The sequence below is a fragment of the Cellulophaga sp. HaHaR_3_176 genome (assembly GCF_019021925.1).
GTDB lineage: Bacteria > Bacteroidota > Bacteroidia > Flavobacteriales > Flavobacteriaceae > Cellulophaga.
In genome coordinates this window covers 956317-974281 of sequence record NZ_CP058990.1, presented here as the reverse complement: position 1 = coordinate 974281, position 17965 = coordinate 956317, and the positions used below count along the sequence as shown (strand labels likewise).

Below are 17965 nucleotides of genomic sequence, written 5' to 3'. Positions count from 1 at the left end.
TTTTTAAAGTATAAATTTCTTTTGGAAACAGTTTTTTTAGATACAGTACGTTGTGCTTTAATTTCTTTAACAGTACAGATTATATTTTTCATCTCTGTTATCAAAATCCTCTTTTAAGATTTTATTTTTAGCTAATGCGTAAAATTTAGACCACTTCATATTGTTTCCATTAAATTTTGAAAACCTATAAATTAATTCCTCTAAATTCAGATTCTTAAATTTATCAGACACTTGTTCTGTAAAATCACACCTTCTAATGCTCATTATTTTTAATTGGGTTAATTCAGCTAATTCTTCCGGTAATGGGGAATACTTAAAGCTTTCTATGCCTAAAACTCGTAAGGATTTCATTCTTCCTATCCATTTCGGGATTTGTCTTTTAGTTAAAAATCCATCAATAAAAAAGGTGTCTAAATTTAAGTCTGCAATGGTCTCTGGGTAGGTTTCAAGATCTCTACTAATGCTTTGTAACCAAAGAAATTTAAGCGTTTTCCAATGTGATGCCGTAACCATAGCATCGTAACCAAAATTGTCACACGATAAAACTTTAAAAAGCTCTATGTTGGGCACTGTTAAGTTTTCTATAGACTGTATATCATCGCTATAAAATAATTTCAGTGTTTTTAGTTTGTTTAAAGTAACCTTAGGTAAATCGGCAAGTCCTACACAATCGTAAATTTCTAAAAACTCTAGATGAGGCGTATGCTCTAATAATAATTTAATAACATTAGTGTTACCATTAAAATTTTTAATGGTTAAGTTTTTTAAATTATGGTGTGTACAAGCGGTTAAACCGTTGTTTTGTTTGGCATTATCTTTATTAAAATCAATGGTTAGTGATTGTAAATTACAAAGTGCTTTTAATGCCTTATCTAAACCTTTTACATTACTATTAAATATAAAATCTTTAAAGCTTTCAGGGGCTTTAAAAGTATCAAAATCTAAAGTCTCATTTTTAACACTGTTTACATCGTCTAACTCAATTTTTTTAGCACGTATTACTGAATAAAACTTTTGTAATGCGGTAATAGGTGTACCTACTACTTTTATATGATTTACCTCAAAATCTTCAACACCGGGCTCAATTACTTTTATATCTGTAATGGTAAGACTATCTGTCTTTATAGGTAAATAATCTGTATTTAAAACAAGTGCTTTTGCACTGTGCACTTTTAAGGTTTGCAAATGCTCTATTCTAGAAAATGACTGAGGAAAATTAGCAACATCAGCGTTTGTTATTTTAGCATTACTCGCATCGTATATTCCATAAATAAGAACGTCTTCTAGCTTTTTACATTCGTGAATATCCTCTAAAACCCATTCTAAATGATGTGCTAACTTATACTTAAGGTTTTTAAGTTTTTTAAATGCAGAAAGCGTATGTGCACTTCTTCTTTGTGGTGCATCACAAGTAATTTCTATCTCTTTTAAATTAGTAAAAGACAAGGCATTACCTAATACAAAACTAAGAAGCTCTGGATGGGTAAAAACGATTCTTTTTAGCTTAGTTACAGGGGTTTCACCATAAGGCATAAACTCTGTATACAAACCTAGTAAACGTTTAATATTTGGTCCAAAAATAAAGGATGCAGGAACTTTCTTTAATTTAGATAAATGAATAACTTCTAAAACCTCTAAGGTTTTAAATTCACTAACAGATGCAGGAAAGTGTTCTAACGATTCCATACCACTTAGCCTCAATGTTTTTAGTTTTGGTAAGTGACCAAGTGTTTCTGGTAAAGCGGTTATATTTTCTAACCTAAAAAGCTCTAATTCTTTTAAACTTGCCGGAAGCTCTACATCAGAGAGGTCTTGTACCGTAAAGGAACCTATTCTTAAATGCTTTAAACTTGTCAATTCTGTAAGCCAAGTAAAGTTAACTATGTTAGGGTTAGGATCGTCATTACCAAAAGAAAAACTCCCTCTAAACTCCAACTTTTTAAGTGTTTTTAGTTTTGTTATTCCTACGGGAACCCATACCAAATTAGGTGCTGCTAGTATAAACTCTTTTAAGTTAACTAATCGTTCTAGTTCTTCTGGTATGTATTTATAATCAATGTCAAGCTCAAGTTTCTCTAATGAAGTAAGTTGCGTTATGTTGTTTACAACGTTACTAAAACCTTCTTTCTGTCTAGAGGTGCTAATTGTTAATTCTTTAATACCATTAAACTGACTTAAAAGACGTGGTGTTTCTATGAAAAGTTCAATAACTTCTTTACTTCTATATTCAAGCGAAAGCGTTAAACGCTTACAAACAAGTGTGTAAAGTTTAAAAAGGTCTAAGTCTTCTGAGAGTACTCCGTACTCTAATATAGCAATCAGCTTCTTGTTAAAAGATTGAGAATCATGTATTGTCGTTATTTTTTTTCGACTCTTAAAAGCGAGTTGTAAAGCTTCTGGCGCCTGTTTTTTTATGATATTGGTACATTCAGTTCTAATCTGCTTGTTTTTAGTAGATTTAGCAAGTACAAAAATCTCGTAATAAAAATCTTCTGGGTAATTTTTACAAGCTTTAATTTTTTCAAAAGATGTTTCATCTTCATAAAAATTGAAACCAAGTTCGTGCTTAGCAAGTATCATAAGGTTGTTTTATTTCAGTTTTACAAACCTAAGTTATAAATCAACAGGCTTTCTAACGGTATTCAGTAGAGCTAAAATATCCCTTAATTCAGGGATGTAGAAGCGAGGTATTCATTCTAATTTGCAAAAGAATTTAGTAGGATATAAAATAAGATAAAAAGGTTTCTGTTTATAACATATGCAAACACTACACACGTTAAGAATTAAAAGATATTGCTACCTACTAATCCTCCTGTTCTTTGGTATCGCTCCTCTTCGTGCGCAGTTAAAAAACACACCACAAGACTCCCTTCTTTTTGAGCGGAACAATTTTAAAATAACAGCAACAAAAGCTACTCATAATGATACTGTTATCTATAATACTAAAAAAGATAGCCTCAACTTTTTTAAAAACAATATAACTGAACCTACAGAATGTAAAGTCTTCTTTTCGTCCCATTACAATCCGCTTTCTTTAGTTGGGCCTTACTATAGTTATGAATATGGTGTTGCTACCCAAGAAGCTTGTGGCCTTATGGGTAACACCTTAGGTATTGCAACAGTTAACATAAATACCATGCAAAAAGTTACTTTACAAGAGCTTTTTACCGAAAAATCTCTTTTAAAAGCATTAAAAAATGATTCTTGGATTAAAGAACTAGGGCAATTAAATAACATTCCTATTTCAAAAATTAAAACCTTTAAAACATTTTTATATTTTTTAAGCGATACTACTTCAATGCAGTTTTCAACACAAAGCTTTGCTGTGCTAGATTATAATAGCGCTACTAATGAGGCACAGGTGCGCTTTGTTGCTCAAGAATATATAGGATATGATCACAATAAACATTTTCAACTAGGACTTACACTACAGCCAAAAGAAAATCTTAAAGAGGTTTTTAAAAGTCAAATAGATTTTAAATTAGGAGCCTACAAAAACGGACTAATAAAATAAAAAACACATCAAAAGAATAGCATAATTATGATTCCATTTGAAAAAGCACAAGAGTACATAAAAAAGCACCAAAAGGCAGCATTAAAAGATACAGATTTTAAAAAATTTACTCGTCCCTATGAAATATTAGGATTGATTATCGCAGATTTGCTAAAACCGAGGCAGCAACACGAAACAATAGCTATTTTTTCAGATGTTTTTGACGATGCCACTACCGTAAACCCCTGGTTAACAGATGAAGGTATGCGTTTAGGCATATTATTATATGGAAAGATACAAGCACCGTATTTAGCTGCCATGTGGAGTTTGTTTGATTACCTACCCTATCAAACTGGATATAACAGAAGATCTTTTAGAGCCAAAGTGAACACCCAGCACCTTTACAACAAGCTAAATTATTTTAGAAATTTTTCAGCGTTTAGTCGCAAAGGTTTCGGAGCCTTATCTCTAGTTGAGCAGTTTCAATACAGCACGTATTACGATCATAAAAACAGTTACTTTTTTGGTACCGTACTTCAATACAAAACAGAATTAGTTATCGATGTTGTAAAAGACATTATACAAGCTGAAGATGAAATTGGTGGGGTAAGTAAAGATATTATAAAAGGATTATTACTAACCCAAAAAGAGGAGAATTGGGAATTAGTTTCTAAATTACTACTGGCAGCACAGCGCCAAGAAGGTTTAAGACAAACCATCTTAGAGTCTTTAGACGAAACGAGTCACGGTGCTTTAAAACATATCATCGGTGTTATTTTAGAGCACGACTTAACACGCTTTAGTAGTGTGGTAAGAGCGGTAGATACATGGTTTGGTTTTGGTTGGGATGCACCTAAAAAAACAACCATAAAAAGAATACTAGAACTGAGTCAGCAGTATATTTTAAACCTGAAAGACATTGATACCCTATTAAAAAGTGACGACAATATAGAAATCTATGTTGGCCTATGGGCTATAGCTTTAGTAGATGTAGATGTAGCAAATCAAAAAGCATTAGAATTAGTCTATACGACAGATAAGTTAGAGAAAAAATTATTAGGTCTTTATTTTGTGAGTCAGACGCAACGCACCAATCAATCTATTGTAGACTATTATAAAAAAGAGCTAGGAAACAACCCTGCCTTAGATTATTGGTTAACTGTTAGCTTACCTTCATTAGACATTGATGAAGAACTTTTCATTCGCATACAAAAGGTGGCAGAAAGTTTACCAAAAGAAGGCAAGGTTTATGACGGCAAAGTATTCTCTTGGAATAGCTTTACGGTACAACCTAATTTCTTCTTTAATTTTATAATAAACAATGCCACAGAAAATCATTTGTCTTTACTAGCTAATAACTTAAGTAACTTACCTTCTGAAGTACGTGAAAGTTTTATTAGAAAAGTGTTTCCTAATCATTTTACCTATTCATTTGGGTACAATTACCACAACACAACACCTAAGCAATTAGAATTATCTAAAGATGCTTGGCAAAGAAATTTAGCACAACAAGCTATTAGAGATAGGAATGAATCCGTAATGTCTACCGGTATACAAGTATTTCATCATATGCCCTTATACCAAGAAGATTTAGTTATTGTAGAAGATCTTTTAGGTAGAAAAAATAAAAGCCTACGTTCTGGTTTAATCAAGTTATTGATTAAACAACCCGAAAATACTTTTAAAGAAAGCACACAACATTTGATTACTGCCAAAAATGTTGATCAGCGTTTGGCAGCGCTTGAAATGCTAACCCTTGTAGAAGAGAAAGAACAATACCCAGTGTTTGTTAAAGAACAGATTGATTTGTTCAAAGAACGACCAAAGCATACAAAAAACGAAAGTGTTTTTTTAAGCAAATTCTCTAAAACAAAAATTGGATACTCGTATAGTAATGGTTTCGGAGCTGTAGATTATAACAATCTCTCCCCTTTATATACACCAAAAATTAACTTTGATTATAAAAAAAGTTTTTTCAATAAACTGGGGATTACCACTGCTAATTTTAAATTTAGAAGTTTTATAGATGAATCTAAAATTGTAACTGCTATCAATAATTTAATAGCGCTTGTACATGAACATAGAAATTATGAATATCAATTTGAAGCCTATGATGAAGAAACGAGTACAACTTTAATTTCTAAAGGTATTCAAGAGATTAAGAGAATTAAAGAAGATGTTGCTCCAGAAGTACATTTACAAAATATTCCTTTAGCAGATGTTTGGATAAAATGGTATGAAGAGAGTAATCTTAACGACTTTGAGATGTATTCAGCCATTCGTTACATCAATAGAGTTAATGCACCCTATGGTAATTATGAAACTTTAGAAGAGTATACGAAACAATACGTACCTGACTTAACTCAAATAAAATTAGAGGTTACAAAACGCAGCTATTACAGTACAAATTCTAAGTATACAAAAATTTTAAAACGTTTATTTAATGTGTATGCTGATAGGGCTGCTGTATTTAGTTTTAAATTAAATTTATGGGAAGATGTCATAGCTAACTTTCCTGAAAACCTTAAAACAAGTACATTTTCTTATGATAAAAACTATAGATACAGCAACTATCACTGGATTAATGCTATCGATGGATTAGTTTGCGTAATAGATGAAGAAGAGTTAAAACAGTTTGCAGATGATGTGCAGCTGAAAAAGTTTTGGGATATAAAAATGTTTTTAGTAGCTCAATATATTGGGTATCCAAAACCTATAACCGCTATAACTGCCGCAACAGAAAAAAGAAACACCGATAGAGGTCTTGTACTACCCTTCACTGGTATCTCTTTAATTCTTTTTCAAAAGAATTTAATTACTGAAGACGATTTACTTTTTCAGGCACTAAACTCTGCTGAATTAATGTCTATTTTAGATGGTGCTCAAAATTACAGAATACGTAATGGTAATTTAGATGGAAATTTAGTTCCAAAAGGTGTTTTTAATGATTTAAAAACAAATATACTTTCGGTAGAATTAGAACGTGGAGATTTAGCTACAGAGGCATCAGAATATATTTCTAGCCTTAGTAAAGTAGAAGGTGTGGCGTATGTGTTTAAAATATTACAGCGTATGGGCAAAGATACTTTTGAGCGTGGCTATAGTTATTATGGCGATACTAAAAAATCTAAGTTTAGTGCTATTCTAAAAAAGAGTGTACTTAAAGAAACGGAAAGCTATGCAGATTTTGCTGCGCTTGCAGACGAAGCTAACATTCCTAAAAAGCGTTTAGTAGAACTAGCTTGTTACGCTACGCAATGGGCAGGTTTTGTAGGTGAATATCTTGGCTTAGAAAAATTAGAAGATGCCGTTTGGTGGTTTCAAGCGCACGCATCTGATTATATGAGTAGCGAAAAAGAAACGATTATTTCTAGATATTCTAACATTCCAAAATCAGACTTCTCCATTGGTGCCATAGATATAGATTGGTTTAATAAAGTGTACAAAAGTATAGGCAAAGCCAATTGGAAAATTCTACACGATGCTGCAAAATATATTACCGATGGTAATGGGCATAGACAGGTAAAATTATATTCTAGTGTAATGCTAGGTGAGGTAAAAATTACTGAAACCTTAAAGAAAATTACAGATAAAAGAGATAAAGATTATGTGCGTGCATTGGGGTTAATTCCGTTGAGTAAAACCATCCCAGAAAAAGATTTATTAAAACGCTATAACCTATTACAGCAATTTTTAAAAGAGAGCAAACAGTTTGGAGCACAGCGACAAGAAAGTGAGAAAAATGCGGTAGAAATTGCCTTAGATAACTTGTCTAGAAATGCAGGTTTTCAAGACCGCGTACGTTTTAGTTGGGCTATGGAAAGTAAAGCTACCATAGCTATAATGGAAAATGCAGTGCTCATCTTTGATGATGCTGTTATAGAGTTGGTCATAACAGATGAAGGTAAAACAGATATTATTGTAACCAAAGGCGATAAAAAACAAAAGTCTATTCCTGCTAAGTATAAAAAAGACAAGCAAGTATTGGCTTTAAAAGAAGACAAGTCTTATTTATCAAAACAATATAGCAGAACCCGTTTGTCGCTAGAAAATGCTATGGTAAACGAAGATAAGTTTACTACAGCCGAGATTCATAAAATAATGCAGCACCCTATTGTAAAGGTTATGCTAAACAAATTGGTGTTATTTTCTCCAGAAAAAGAATTTTCTGGTTTTTATGCAGACGGCGCATTAAAAGATACAGAAGGTAAAAAACATAATTTACAAGAAGACGATGTTTTGGTCATTGCACATCCATCTCACTTATACAAAGCTGTACAATGGGATATGTACCAGAAACACCTCTTTGCAGAACGTTTAGTACAACCCTTTAAGCAAGTTTTTAGAGAGCTGTATTTGGTGACTAAAGATGAGTTGGAGCTTGGTGCAAAGTCAGAGCGTTACCAAGGACATCAAATTCAGCCACAAAAAACGGTCGCTTTATTGCGCGGTCGTGGTTGGACAGTGAGCCATGAAGACGGCTTGCAAAAAGTATATCACAAACTAGGGTTTATGGCAACCATGTATGCTATGGCAGACTGGTTTTCACCAGCAGATATAGAAGCACCAACTTTAGAGCATATTGTTTTTTACTCCTTAGAAAATTACAAGCCAATTCCTTTAAAAGAAGTGCCTTCGGTTGTTTTTAGTGAAATCATGAGAGACATAGATCTTGTGGTAAGTGTTGCTCACGTAGGTGGCGTAGACCCAGAAGCTAGCCACAGTACACTACAAATGCGTGCTGTTTTAGCAACCGAATCTGCACAGCTGTTTAAACTTAAAAATATTACGGTTAAAGAGCGTCATATACTGGTAACAGGTACATTGGGTGAGTATAGCATACATTTAGGAAGCGGCCAAGTGAGTAAAAACGGATTGCAATTATCTATAATTCCGGTGCATAGCCAGCATAGAGGTCGCATGTTTTTACCCTTTGTAGATGACGATCCAAAATCGGCTGAGATTATTTCAAAAATGAAACTCTTATCCGAAGATAATAAAATACAAGATCCAACTATTTTAGCACAAATAAATAGCTAATTTTAAAATTATAAAGGCGTTCCCCACTTAGGTGGGGCGGGCTTTTCACGACAATCCCTAACGCACCAAAAAACAACAAGCGTATATGCCACAAATAACATTACAACTTAAACGATTAGGCAAAAAAAAGGTAAAGCAAATACCACTAACCCTAGATGCTATACCAAAAAACTTAAACGAGTTATTGGTAGGTTGTGTGAAAAACCAAGTAGAAGCCTTTAATAAAAAGCGAACCGAAGTAAACATTATTGGATTTTTAAGTCCAACCGAAATACAAGAACAAGCCCAAAGTGGTAAAGTCGATTTTGGTGATTTGACCAATAAAAATCTGGCAGTAGAACAAGAAGCTATAGACAATGTATTAGTCGCTTTTAAAGACGGATTGTTTGTGGTTTTTGTAGATGGTAATGAAGTTACCACCTTGGAAACTCCCTTAGTCTTAACGGAAGAAAGTGTAATTGCTTTTATAAGAATGACGTTTTTAGTGGGGTCTTATTGGTAGTTTTTTATTTATCAATTATGAATATAGAAAACATACAAAACCAATTAGCTGTACAAATTTCTAACCATAATAAAACCTGGGGAAATTTATTAGCGAATACAAACTTTGGTAACGAGGCTTCTAGTTATTGGACTGTTGCATTGCAACCGACTAATATTTCTGTAGATATTATAACTAATTCCTTCACTTTTAAAAAAGCAGAATTTTTATTTGATGTTAATGTAGGTGTTTCTTCGGGTGATGATATTAGGCTTTTTACAAAAAAAGTTTCCGGTAAAGGAAGTTATCAATTTACAGATGACAAAACAATTCATCTTACAGAACTAAAAATTGAAGAGTAGGATTTAGAAACGAATAGAAAGTTAATGGAAAAACAATTTAAAACTAAAACAGGATTTTGTCATATTTTACCAGATAAAATTATACTCACAAGAGATGGAATTATTGGAAATGTAGCAAAAGTGGCTGTTGGAAAAAGCATCACTCGAGTTTTAATAATTTATGGAGGAATTTCCGCTTTCTTACTTTATTCAGCATTTGATAGCTTTCAAACAGGTCAAGTTCCGATATCAATATTTTATTCAATAATTAGTTTATTTCTTATGTATGGAATCTTTAAAAGCATTAATAATTCTGCAACACCAGTAATTGAACGAAAAGATATTAAGAGTATCAAATTTAAAAAAGCAATATTCGGAATAACGCGTTCTAGATTTGAAGTCCTTTTTAAAGACGAAAAAGGAAAAATTAAGAAACGTATAATAATGTTACCAGGTTCAATGAAAAATGGCACAAAAGAAACCGAAAAAGCAAAAAAAATATTGAAAGAAGAGAAATTATTAAATGAATAAAAGAGGGTTTTACATTTTTGTAAACCTTTTTTTTATGGACATAAAACTATGTAAACCACTAAATCTTTAAATGGCTGAATACCGTGATAAACTTGGTCATATACTCTTATACATTTGTATTAAATTAATTACAACACTATACTCATGACAGAACAAGAAAAAAAACAATATTTAGCAGAAATAGACCAAGACGTGCAAAAAGCTGTAGATGGAGAATATAAACTTTATCCTGTACTACAACCAGCAAGTTGGCCAGGTGTTAAAAATGGAGCACTCTATAATGTAGAAGTTCTTGAAGATAATGATGATGATAAAATTCCTTTAGTTGTTAAATCTTATGCCGTAGAAACGCCAAATGGTTTGGTATATCTATCAAAGAAACATAAAGATTTTTTTGGAAATAGAAACTTATATCAAGAAGCTAGCGACAACTTAGACGAGCTTGAACAAGAATTTAAGTTTGAAAAAGAATTTGATAATAAAGTATTGAGTTCAAATGGAACTCGATTTTCTAATGAAAGAGCTCTTAGTTATACACAAATGCGTATGGCTCATGATTTTTTAGAGTCAGAAGAATTATTTGTATCTATACCTAGACGTGGTAATATCCTTATTATTCCTAAAGATTCGGACAAAGAGCTGTTAGATATGTTTTTATACGTACATAGACATAATTGGAACGATAAAACTAACCACAATGCGCATATCGCTAATATACTTTTATACATAAAAAGTGGTAATAGTGAAGGAATCGTATATCTATAAATCTAAACGCTATGTTATAGATTTAGTAACGTTTTCTATTTCTAAGGAAACAATTTACAAAAAAGGTGTTCAATTCAAAACATTGAAACAATGAACAGCGCAGGTCTTAAAACGACAACGGGTAATTCTTTAAAAGAAATAAGTGACAAGAATTCGTTCTTTGTCATCAATGTTTTTGGAGCTCCACTCTATGAAAAACCTTCATTAAATTCAAAACTGATAAAACGCATTTCAGTTGGAGAAAAAATTGTTGCAGAGCACATTATTGAAACAAAACAATCCATACACATTGGTGAAGGCTTTCAACTTTATGGAAATTTTATTAAAGTAAAAAATCAAGTCTGTTCTGGATTTATTCACAGTTCAGACTTGACAACATTTAGACCTCAATTAGAGCCTATTTACAATGGTGTCGTTATTCCTGATTTTAAAGGACAAATGACACGTAAAACTACAGATAAGAGAATTGAAACATTTAACGACAAGCCATTTGAAATTGAAGAAGAGATAACAACCTATGACCATCTAATTCATACCTACACTGATTTTAATGATTGTTTTGAGAATACTTACCTATATAAACATATGACATTACATGAAGTCTATCATCAATTGCCTGTTCATGATCCTAATATTGATATCACTTCAAAAGGAAATTTTATTTTAATGCCTGAGTTTATAGAAAAAAGAGATAACCAATACATTTTTAAAGGCATAGGCATTACACGCAGTATCGCAATTATTGAAAATCAAGACGGTCTATTTTTAATATCATCACTAGACTGTCCGTAAAGAACTTCAGTCTAAAACAGGCTAATTATCAAAAATAACCAAGGTATTCTTATTTATAAGAATACCTTTTTTTTAATGAATCAGACAAACCATTATATTTAATAATGGCTGAAAACAGTGATAAAAAAAAAGGATGGTTGTTTTAGTTTTGTAATAATAATAAAAAAATAAGATTATGAGTAATACCATTCACGGTCCCGAAAAAACACCTGAAGAAATAGCTAAAATAGTAGAACAAACAGAGAATAGCGATAAAAAAATCTATCCTATTTTAAAACCCGGAGACTGGGTTGGATTAAAAGCAGGGGCTTTGAGTTCTACTTTAATTCCTTCTGAAGATGGCGCAGAAGTCGTTATAGGATACGGTATGGATACACCAGATAACTTTGTGTTTTTAACTAAACAGCATTTAGAAACTATGGATGCTAAACAAATTACGCAAGAAGCCTTCACCAATTTAGAAAAATGTGATCCAGGACTAACATTTGTTGGTGCTCTAGATAACAAAGCCGTTGGTGCTAACGGGAACGACTTTTCTAGTGAAACCATTCTTTCTAAAACCCATATGCTAAAAGCACATGCTATGTTAGACGCTGAAGAATTATTAGTATCTATTCCAAGAAGAACTTGTATGACTATTATTTCAAGACAAGCAGATGAAGACACGATTAATAAGTTTGCTTTTTTACACAACCATACTTGGGAGGATGATAGTTTTGGTAATGCACCTATTACAAATTCATTTTTTATTGTAAAAGATGGTAACATTGTTGGTCATATTCCATTATAATTTAATTAAATAAAGACTTAAACCTTATGGCTAATTTATTAAATCTCAAAATAGCTGAATCCAGTGATAAATAAAATTATAGGCTTCTCTAATTTTGTAGTAAATATTAAAACTTAAGGTTATGAGTGGTACACTTCACGGTAAAGAAAAATCTCCAGAAGAAATAGAGAAAATTATTGAGCAGACTAAAAATAGTGATCAAAAAATCTATCCTATTTTAAAACCAGGAAATTGGGCTGGGCTTAAAGCTGGGGCATTAAGTTCTAATTTAATAAATACAGAAGCCGGACCAAAGGTTGTTATTGCTTACGGTATAGATACACCAGATAATTTTGTGTTTTTAACGCAACAACATTTGGAAACCATGGACAGTAAGCAAATTACAAATGAAGCTTTTAGAAATTTAGGAAATTATGAAACAGAATTCACCTATTCTGAAGTACTGCAAAATAAGGTTTTAACCTCTAGTGGAAACAATTTTTCTAGTGAACGTATACTCAATGAAGCACATATGTTAAAAGCACACACCATGCTAGAAGCCGACGAATTATTTGTTTCTGTACCAAGGCGCTCTTGTATGATGGTAATTTCGAGAAACGCTGACGAAGAACTACTTGAAGCTTTTTTAAGCTTACACAAAGATGCTTGGGAAGACGATAGCTATGGAAATGCGCCAATAGCAAATATTCTCTTCACCATGAAAGCAGGCCGAATTACGGGACATATTGCCTTACATAACTTGTCTGATTACCAATAAAACATATCGCTTAGAAAGTAAACTATTACATCTTCAAATAGCTGAATACCTTAATAAAAAACTGAGATGCTTCTCTAATTTTGTAGTGTATAGTAAAACTTAAAAAATTATGAGCGGTACACTTTACATAAAAAAAATCTTAAGAAGAAATAGAAAAAATCATTCAGCAAACTAAAAATAGTGATAAAAAATATATCCTATTTTAAAACCAAGTAATTGGGTTTGACTCAAAGTAGGACTTAAATTCTACTTTAATACCCTCCGAAGATGGTGTTGAAGTGGTGATGAGGTTACCTGTTTAGATACTCCTTTACATTTAGCTCAAGACAGTGTTATAGCCTTTATACGAATGACCTTTTTAGTAGAGTTTTATTGTTAGTTTTCATGTACAATGTAAACTTTGTTAGCCTTAATAAAATAAGGTTTACGTTATATTAATAAGTATAAAAAAATACATTACTCTTATCAATGGCATAAAAAATAGAATTATCAAAATTGTACTTTAGCAATACGTATATATTATATTCGTTATATATTACAATAAATAAATTCATTATTCAATGAGATTTTTTACTACAATATTGTTCCTGTTATTTGCTCACATTATGCTTGCACAAGTGACACCTGCAGAAAAAGCTGCACTACAAGCTTTTTATACTGCTACAGGTGGTGATAATTGGACAAGTCAAACTGATGCCAATATATCAAACGATTGGGATTTTTCAGGACCTGTAACTAATGCTTGGAAAGGTCTTAGTATTGCTGGGGGCAGTGTGCGTGGTATTGATATGAATACTTCAAATTTGTTTGGAGGAGGTAATAATTTAACAGGCATTATTCCTGATGAGTTGGCTAATCTTCAAAATCTTGTATCATTAGATATTTCAGGAGCTAACCTCATCGGAAGTCTCCCTATTTCTTTAACAACAATACCAACATTAACTTCATTAAATCTATGGGGAAACAACCTTACTGGAGATATTCCTCTTGAAGTGACCACCATGACTCAATTAACGTACTTAAACTTATATTACAACACCTTCACAGGATTTATTCGTCCTGAATACGGAAATTTAACAAATCTTACTTATTTAAATTTAAGTGAAAACGAGTTAACAGGCACTGTTCCCGTAAGCCTCGGTAACATATTATCGCTTCGCTACCTAATTTTAGGAGGTCAATCACTCACAGGTACACTTCCTACCTCGTTAAGCAACTTGGCTAATTTAATTGAGCTTTCAATTGCGAGTACTTACATTTCAGGAGAAATTCCAACTGAATATGGCCAATTAATTAATTTAGAAAAAATTGACCTAAGTTCATATAGTAATATCTTGGATGGTGGTCTTACTGGCTCAATTCCAGATTCTTTTGGTAATTTAACAAAATTGAAAAAAATTGATTTATGGGGTAATGCATTGTCTGGATCAATACCAGAATCATTAGCTAACTTAGTAGATTTACAAGAATTTAAGATTTCCCATAATGATATTTCTGGTACGCTTTCCCCTACATTTAGTAGTTGGGTTAATATTAATGAGTTTTCTGTATTAAATAACAAAATAGAAGGAACTATTCCTGATAGCTATTCCGTTTTTTCAAATATTGAAGTTTTTGCTGTTAACGATAATTTACTTTCCGGAACTTTACCTCCCAATTTTTCTTTATGGCAAGACTTAGAAATATTCTATATTAATAATAATCAATTCACAGGTACAATTCCAGATGTTTATACTCAATGGAATAATATCAAAAATTTTTCTATTCAAAATAATAATTTTGAAGGTACCTTACCTAATTTCACAGGCAACACGAGCTTGAATACTTTTATAATTAGAGATAATAATTTTCAATTTGGTGATTTTGAAAATCAATTTAATTTATACAAAATTAATCTAACTAGTTTTATTGATACCCCCCAAGCAAAAGTAAATGACATTGAAAATATAACTGGAGAAATAGGAAATACTGTAACATTATCAACAACTGTAAGCGGAGCTCAAAATCATTACAAATGGTTTAAAGATGGTATTGAAATAACTACAGCGCCTGATAGTCCAAATTTAGTACTAAGTAATTTACAAACAACAGATGCGGGTACATATCATGCAGAAATTTCTAGTGATATAGTAACTGATCTAATTCTTGAGCGTAATGAAATTAATTTAAATGTTACTATTAGTTGCGAAGTTTCGAATAGAGCTGCATTAGTTGCACTTTATAATGCTACAGATGGCCCTAATTGGGTGAATAACACAAATTGGAATACTACTGCTCCACTAAGTACTTGGTACGGTGTAACTATAAACAGTAATGGTTGTGTTGTAGGCATCGATTTAAATGATACTAATATTTCTACAGGAAGTAATAACTTATCAGGTACTTTACCTATTGAAATGGCAGATTTAACGGAGTTAACTTACTTAGATTTATATGATGGTAATTTAAATGGCTCTTTCCCCGATTTTTTATTAACACTAGATAAGTTAGTTTATTTAAATTTATCAAATCATAATTTCACAGGTCCTCTTCCTTTAAACATTGGAGATTTAACAGAATTACAATCATTATTGTTATTCGGTAATGATTTTACGGGAGATATACCATTTTCGGTAACTACTTTAAATAATTTAGTTTATATAGACTTGTCAAATAATGAGCTTACAGGTGATGTTCCTTTTGAAATTACGCAAATGTTATCTTTAGAGCTACTTAATTTAGAAAGCAATAATTTTACGGGCTTTATCTATCCTGAATATTCAGATCTTTCAAATCTTAAAATATTACGCTTAAGAAACAATTTATTATCAGGAACAATCCCAAATACATTGGGTAACCTGTCCAACTTAGAATATCTTTCATTAGGTTTTCAAAATATTACTGGTACTATTCCTAATGAATTAGGTAATCTTTCCAATCTATATTTTCTTAGTATTCGCAGAGCTTTAATTGATGGTCAAATTCCGGCAAGTGTCGCTAGTCTGCCTGATCTTCGATTTTTATTTTTAGAAGAAAATCAACTTTCAGGTCAGATCCCTCAAGAATTAGCTAATTCAAGTATACTAGAGGTTCTTACTTTAGATAATAATTTATTAAATAATACTATTCCTGATTTTACATCAAATACAAATTTTAGTCAATTTAAATTTAATAATAATGCTTTTGAGTTTGGCGATTTTGAAAATGAGTTCGATACATACATTTCAAATATTTCAATTTTTACTGATAATCCACAAGCTAAAGTAAATACTATTGAAGACCTGAGCAGTTGTGTAGGTTCTTCTATAACACTATCTACAGTGGTTAGTGGTTCTGCAAACGTATACCAATGGTTTAAAGACGGTACTGCTATTACCGGTTCAAATAATGCAGATTTAGTATTATACCCCGTAGCTGTTTCTGATGCTGGAGTATATACTTGTTTAATTACAAGCACCATTGTTACCGACCTTACTTTAGAGCGTAACCCTATTACACTAACCGTAAGTGCTAGTGGCCCAACAGCAAATACTGTAAATGATATTTTAGCCTGCGATTTAGATGCTGATGGATTTACTACTTTTTCTTTAAATCTTGCTGATATTGAGTCACAAGCTTTTGGTTCACAAGCTGGTCTTACAATTTCTTATTTTGATACTTCTGGAAACCCTTTAACGCTTACTAATAGTTATACTAATACAACTGCTAATAGTCAAGAAATTACGGCGAGAGTATCAGATATGGGAGGTTGTTACAATGAAAGTGTTTTTAGCCTTATTACAATACTACCTGAAACAGCAGATATTATTACTGACATTGTAGCTTGTGACAGCTATAAATTAACAGCTTTGAGCCCTGGTAATAATTATTATACAGCAACAAATGCAGGTGGAACACAATTACAAGTAGGAGATTTAATTACAACAACTCAAACAATTTATATTTATGCAGGAACAGGAAGTTGTGCAGATGAAACTAGTTTCATCGTTACTATTGATCCACCTGTTATAGTAGACCAATTAGGTGATGCTACAGAATGTGAATCTTTCACTTTAGCAACACTTACAAACGGTACTTATTTTACAGAAAGTAATGGGCAAGGAACAATGTTAAATGATGGTGATATTATAACTGAAACGCAAACCATTTACATTTATAATCAATCAGGATCTTGTTCTGATGAATCTAGCTTTACTGTTTCTATAAGTACTACTATAATTGCTGACACTGTAGCTAACGTTATCGCTTGTGACAGCTATACATTAACAGCTTTGAGCCCTGGTAATAATTATTATACAGCAACAAATGCAGGTGGAACACAATTACAAGTAGGAGATTTAATTACAACAACTCAAACAATTTATATTTATGCAGGAACAGGAAGTTGTGCAGATGAAACTAGTTTCACCGTTACTATTGATCAACCTGCTATAGTAGACCAACTAGGTGATGTTACAGAATGTGAATCTTTCACTTTAGCAACACTTACAAACGGTACTTATTTTACAGAAAGTAATGGGCAAGGATCAATGTTAAATGATGGTGATATTATAACTGAAACGCAAACCATTTACATTTATAATCAATCAGGATCTTGTTCTGATGAATCTAGCTTTACTGTTTTTATCGATTTACTAGCTTGTAACGATTCTGAAGATGCTACAAAAGCCAAATTCCCTAAGTTTTTTACTCCTAATAATGATGGTATTAATGATTTATGGAAAGTAGATCAAGAGCTCTTTACCATAGAAGGTACTATTTCTATTTATGATCGATATGGTAAACTTTTAGCACAATTTAATGCTGAAAATGGTAGTTGGGATGGAAGTTACAATGGTATTATGGTTCCTGCTACAGATTATTGGTTCAGATTTAAAACACCAGATGGAGCTATTACATCATCTGGTCATTTTTCATTAAAAAGATAATTTAAGAATAGTAGTATAAGTAACAGGTTCAAGTTTATATAATTGAGATTAAGAAAAGTAGTGTGTCC

The 17965-nt window shown here is 31.9% G+C and carries 11 protein-coding genes; 10 read left to right on the top strand and 1 reads right to left on the bottom strand.

Features of this window, described 5'->3' with window-relative positions; all coding sequences use genetic code 11:
* Positions 1–66 precede the first annotated feature (66 nt).
* The gene (locus tag H0I23_RS04125) at positions 67–2580 is read right to left on the bottom strand and encodes a hypothetical protein (RefSeq protein WP_216785196.1); all 2514 of its coding nucleotides are present in this window, start codon (positions 2578–2580) and stop codon (positions 67–69) included.
* 178 nt (positions 2581–2758) lie between these two features.
* Between H0I23_RS04125 and H0I23_RS04120 the strand changes: the two genes are divergently transcribed.
* The 10 genes from H0I23_RS04120 to H0I23_RS04075 all read left to right on the top strand — a co-directional run bounded on the left by H0I23_RS04120 (position 2759) and on the right by H0I23_RS04075 (position 17897).
* On the top strand, positions 2759–3514 hold the full coding sequence (locus H0I23_RS04120) for a hypothetical protein (RefSeq protein WP_216785195.1): 756 nt from the start codon (positions 2759–2761) through the stop codon (positions 3512–3514).
* A gap of 27 nt (positions 3515–3541) precedes the next feature.
* Entirely contained in the window at positions 3542–8533 is a 4992-nt protein-coding gene (locus H0I23_RS04115; protein ID WP_216785194.1) for a DUF4132 domain-containing protein, read from the top strand.
* 85 nt (positions 8534–8618) lie between these two features.
* A complete protein-coding gene (locus H0I23_RS04110) occupies positions 8619–9035 on the top strand; it encodes a hypothetical protein (protein ID WP_216785193.1) in 417 nt (138 codons plus the stop codon).
* A gap of 17 nt (positions 9036–9052) precedes the next feature.
* Positions 9053–9376, top strand: a complete 324-nt coding sequence (locus tag H0I23_RS04105) for a hypothetical protein (RefSeq protein WP_216785192.1) — start codon at positions 9053–9055, stop codon at positions 9374–9376.
* Between the two features lie 24 nt (positions 9377–9400).
* Positions 9401–9886 (top strand): phosphoribosylaminoimidazolesuccinocarboxamide synthase, encoded by a 486-nt coding sequence (locus H0I23_RS04100; RefSeq protein WP_216785191.1) that lies wholly within the window; start codon positions 9401–9403, stop codon positions 9884–9886.
* A gap of 144 nt (positions 9887–10030) precedes the next feature.
* Entirely contained in the window at positions 10031–10651 is a 621-nt protein-coding gene (locus H0I23_RS04095; RefSeq protein ID WP_216785190.1) for a hypothetical protein, read from the top strand.
* Between the two features lie 90 nt (positions 10652–10741).
* Positions 10742–11443, top strand: a complete 702-nt coding sequence (locus H0I23_RS04090) for a hypothetical protein (protein ID WP_216785189.1) — start codon at positions 10742–10744, stop codon at positions 11441–11443.
* Positions 11444–11618: 175 nt separating this feature from the next.
* Positions 11619–12233, top strand: a complete 615-nt coding sequence (locus H0I23_RS04085; protein WP_216785188.1) for a DUF1444 family protein — start codon at positions 11619–11621, stop codon at positions 12231–12233.
* Between the two features lie 121 nt (positions 12234–12354).
* Positions 12355–12990, top strand: a complete 636-nt coding sequence (locus H0I23_RS04080; RefSeq protein ID WP_216785187.1) for a DUF1444 family protein — start codon at positions 12355–12357, stop codon at positions 12988–12990.
* Between the two features lie 605 nt (positions 12991–13595).
* The gene (locus tag H0I23_RS04075) at positions 13596–17897 is read left to right on the top strand and encodes a T9SS type B sorting domain-containing protein (RefSeq protein ID WP_216785186.1); all 4302 of its coding nucleotides are present in this window, start codon (positions 13596–13598) and stop codon (positions 17895–17897) included.
* Positions 17898–17965 lie beyond the last annotated feature (68 nt).

Excerpts from the sequence above, each read along its gene's own strand:
- H0I23_RS04080 (WP_216785187.1), top strand. The coding sequence starts at position 12,355 with ATGAGTGGTACACTTCACGGTAAAGAAAAATCTCCAGAAGAAATAGAG.
- H0I23_RS04075 (WP_216785186.1), top strand. The coding sequence starts at position 13,596 with ATGCTTGCACAAGTGACACCTGCAGAAAAAGCTGCACTACAAGCTTTT.
- H0I23_RS04115 (WP_216785194.1), top strand. The coding sequence starts at position 3,542 with ATGATTCCATTTGAAAAAGCACAAGAGTACATAAAAAAGCACCAAAAG.
- H0I23_RS04105 (WP_216785192.1), top strand. The coding sequence starts at position 9,053 with ATGAATATAGAAAACATACAAAACCAATTAGCTGTACAAATTTCTAAC.
- H0I23_RS04100 (WP_216785191.1), top strand. The coding sequence starts at position 9,401 with ATGGAAAAACAATTTAAAACTAAAACAGGATTTTGTCATATTTTACCA.
- H0I23_RS04090 (WP_216785189.1), top strand. The coding sequence starts at position 10,742 with ATGAACAGCGCAGGTCTTAAAACGACAACGGGTAATTCTTTAAAAGAA.
- H0I23_RS04120 (WP_216785195.1), top strand. The coding sequence starts at position 2,759 with ATGCAAACACTACACACGTTAAGAATTAAAAGATATTGCTACCTACTA.
- H0I23_RS04095 (WP_216785190.1), top strand. The coding sequence starts at position 10,031 with ATGACAGAACAAGAAAAAAAACAATATTTAGCAGAAATAGACCAAGAC.
- H0I23_RS04110 (WP_216785193.1), top strand. The coding sequence starts at position 8,619 with ATGCCACAAATAACATTACAACTTAAACGATTAGGCAAAAAAAAGGTA.
- H0I23_RS04085 (WP_216785188.1), top strand. The coding sequence starts at position 11,619 with ATGAGTAATACCATTCACGGTCCCGAAAAAACACCTGAAGAAATAGCT.
- H0I23_RS04125 (WP_216785196.1), bottom strand. The coding sequence starts at position 2,580 with ATGATACTTGCTAAGCACGAACTTGGTTTCAATTTTTATGAAGATGAA.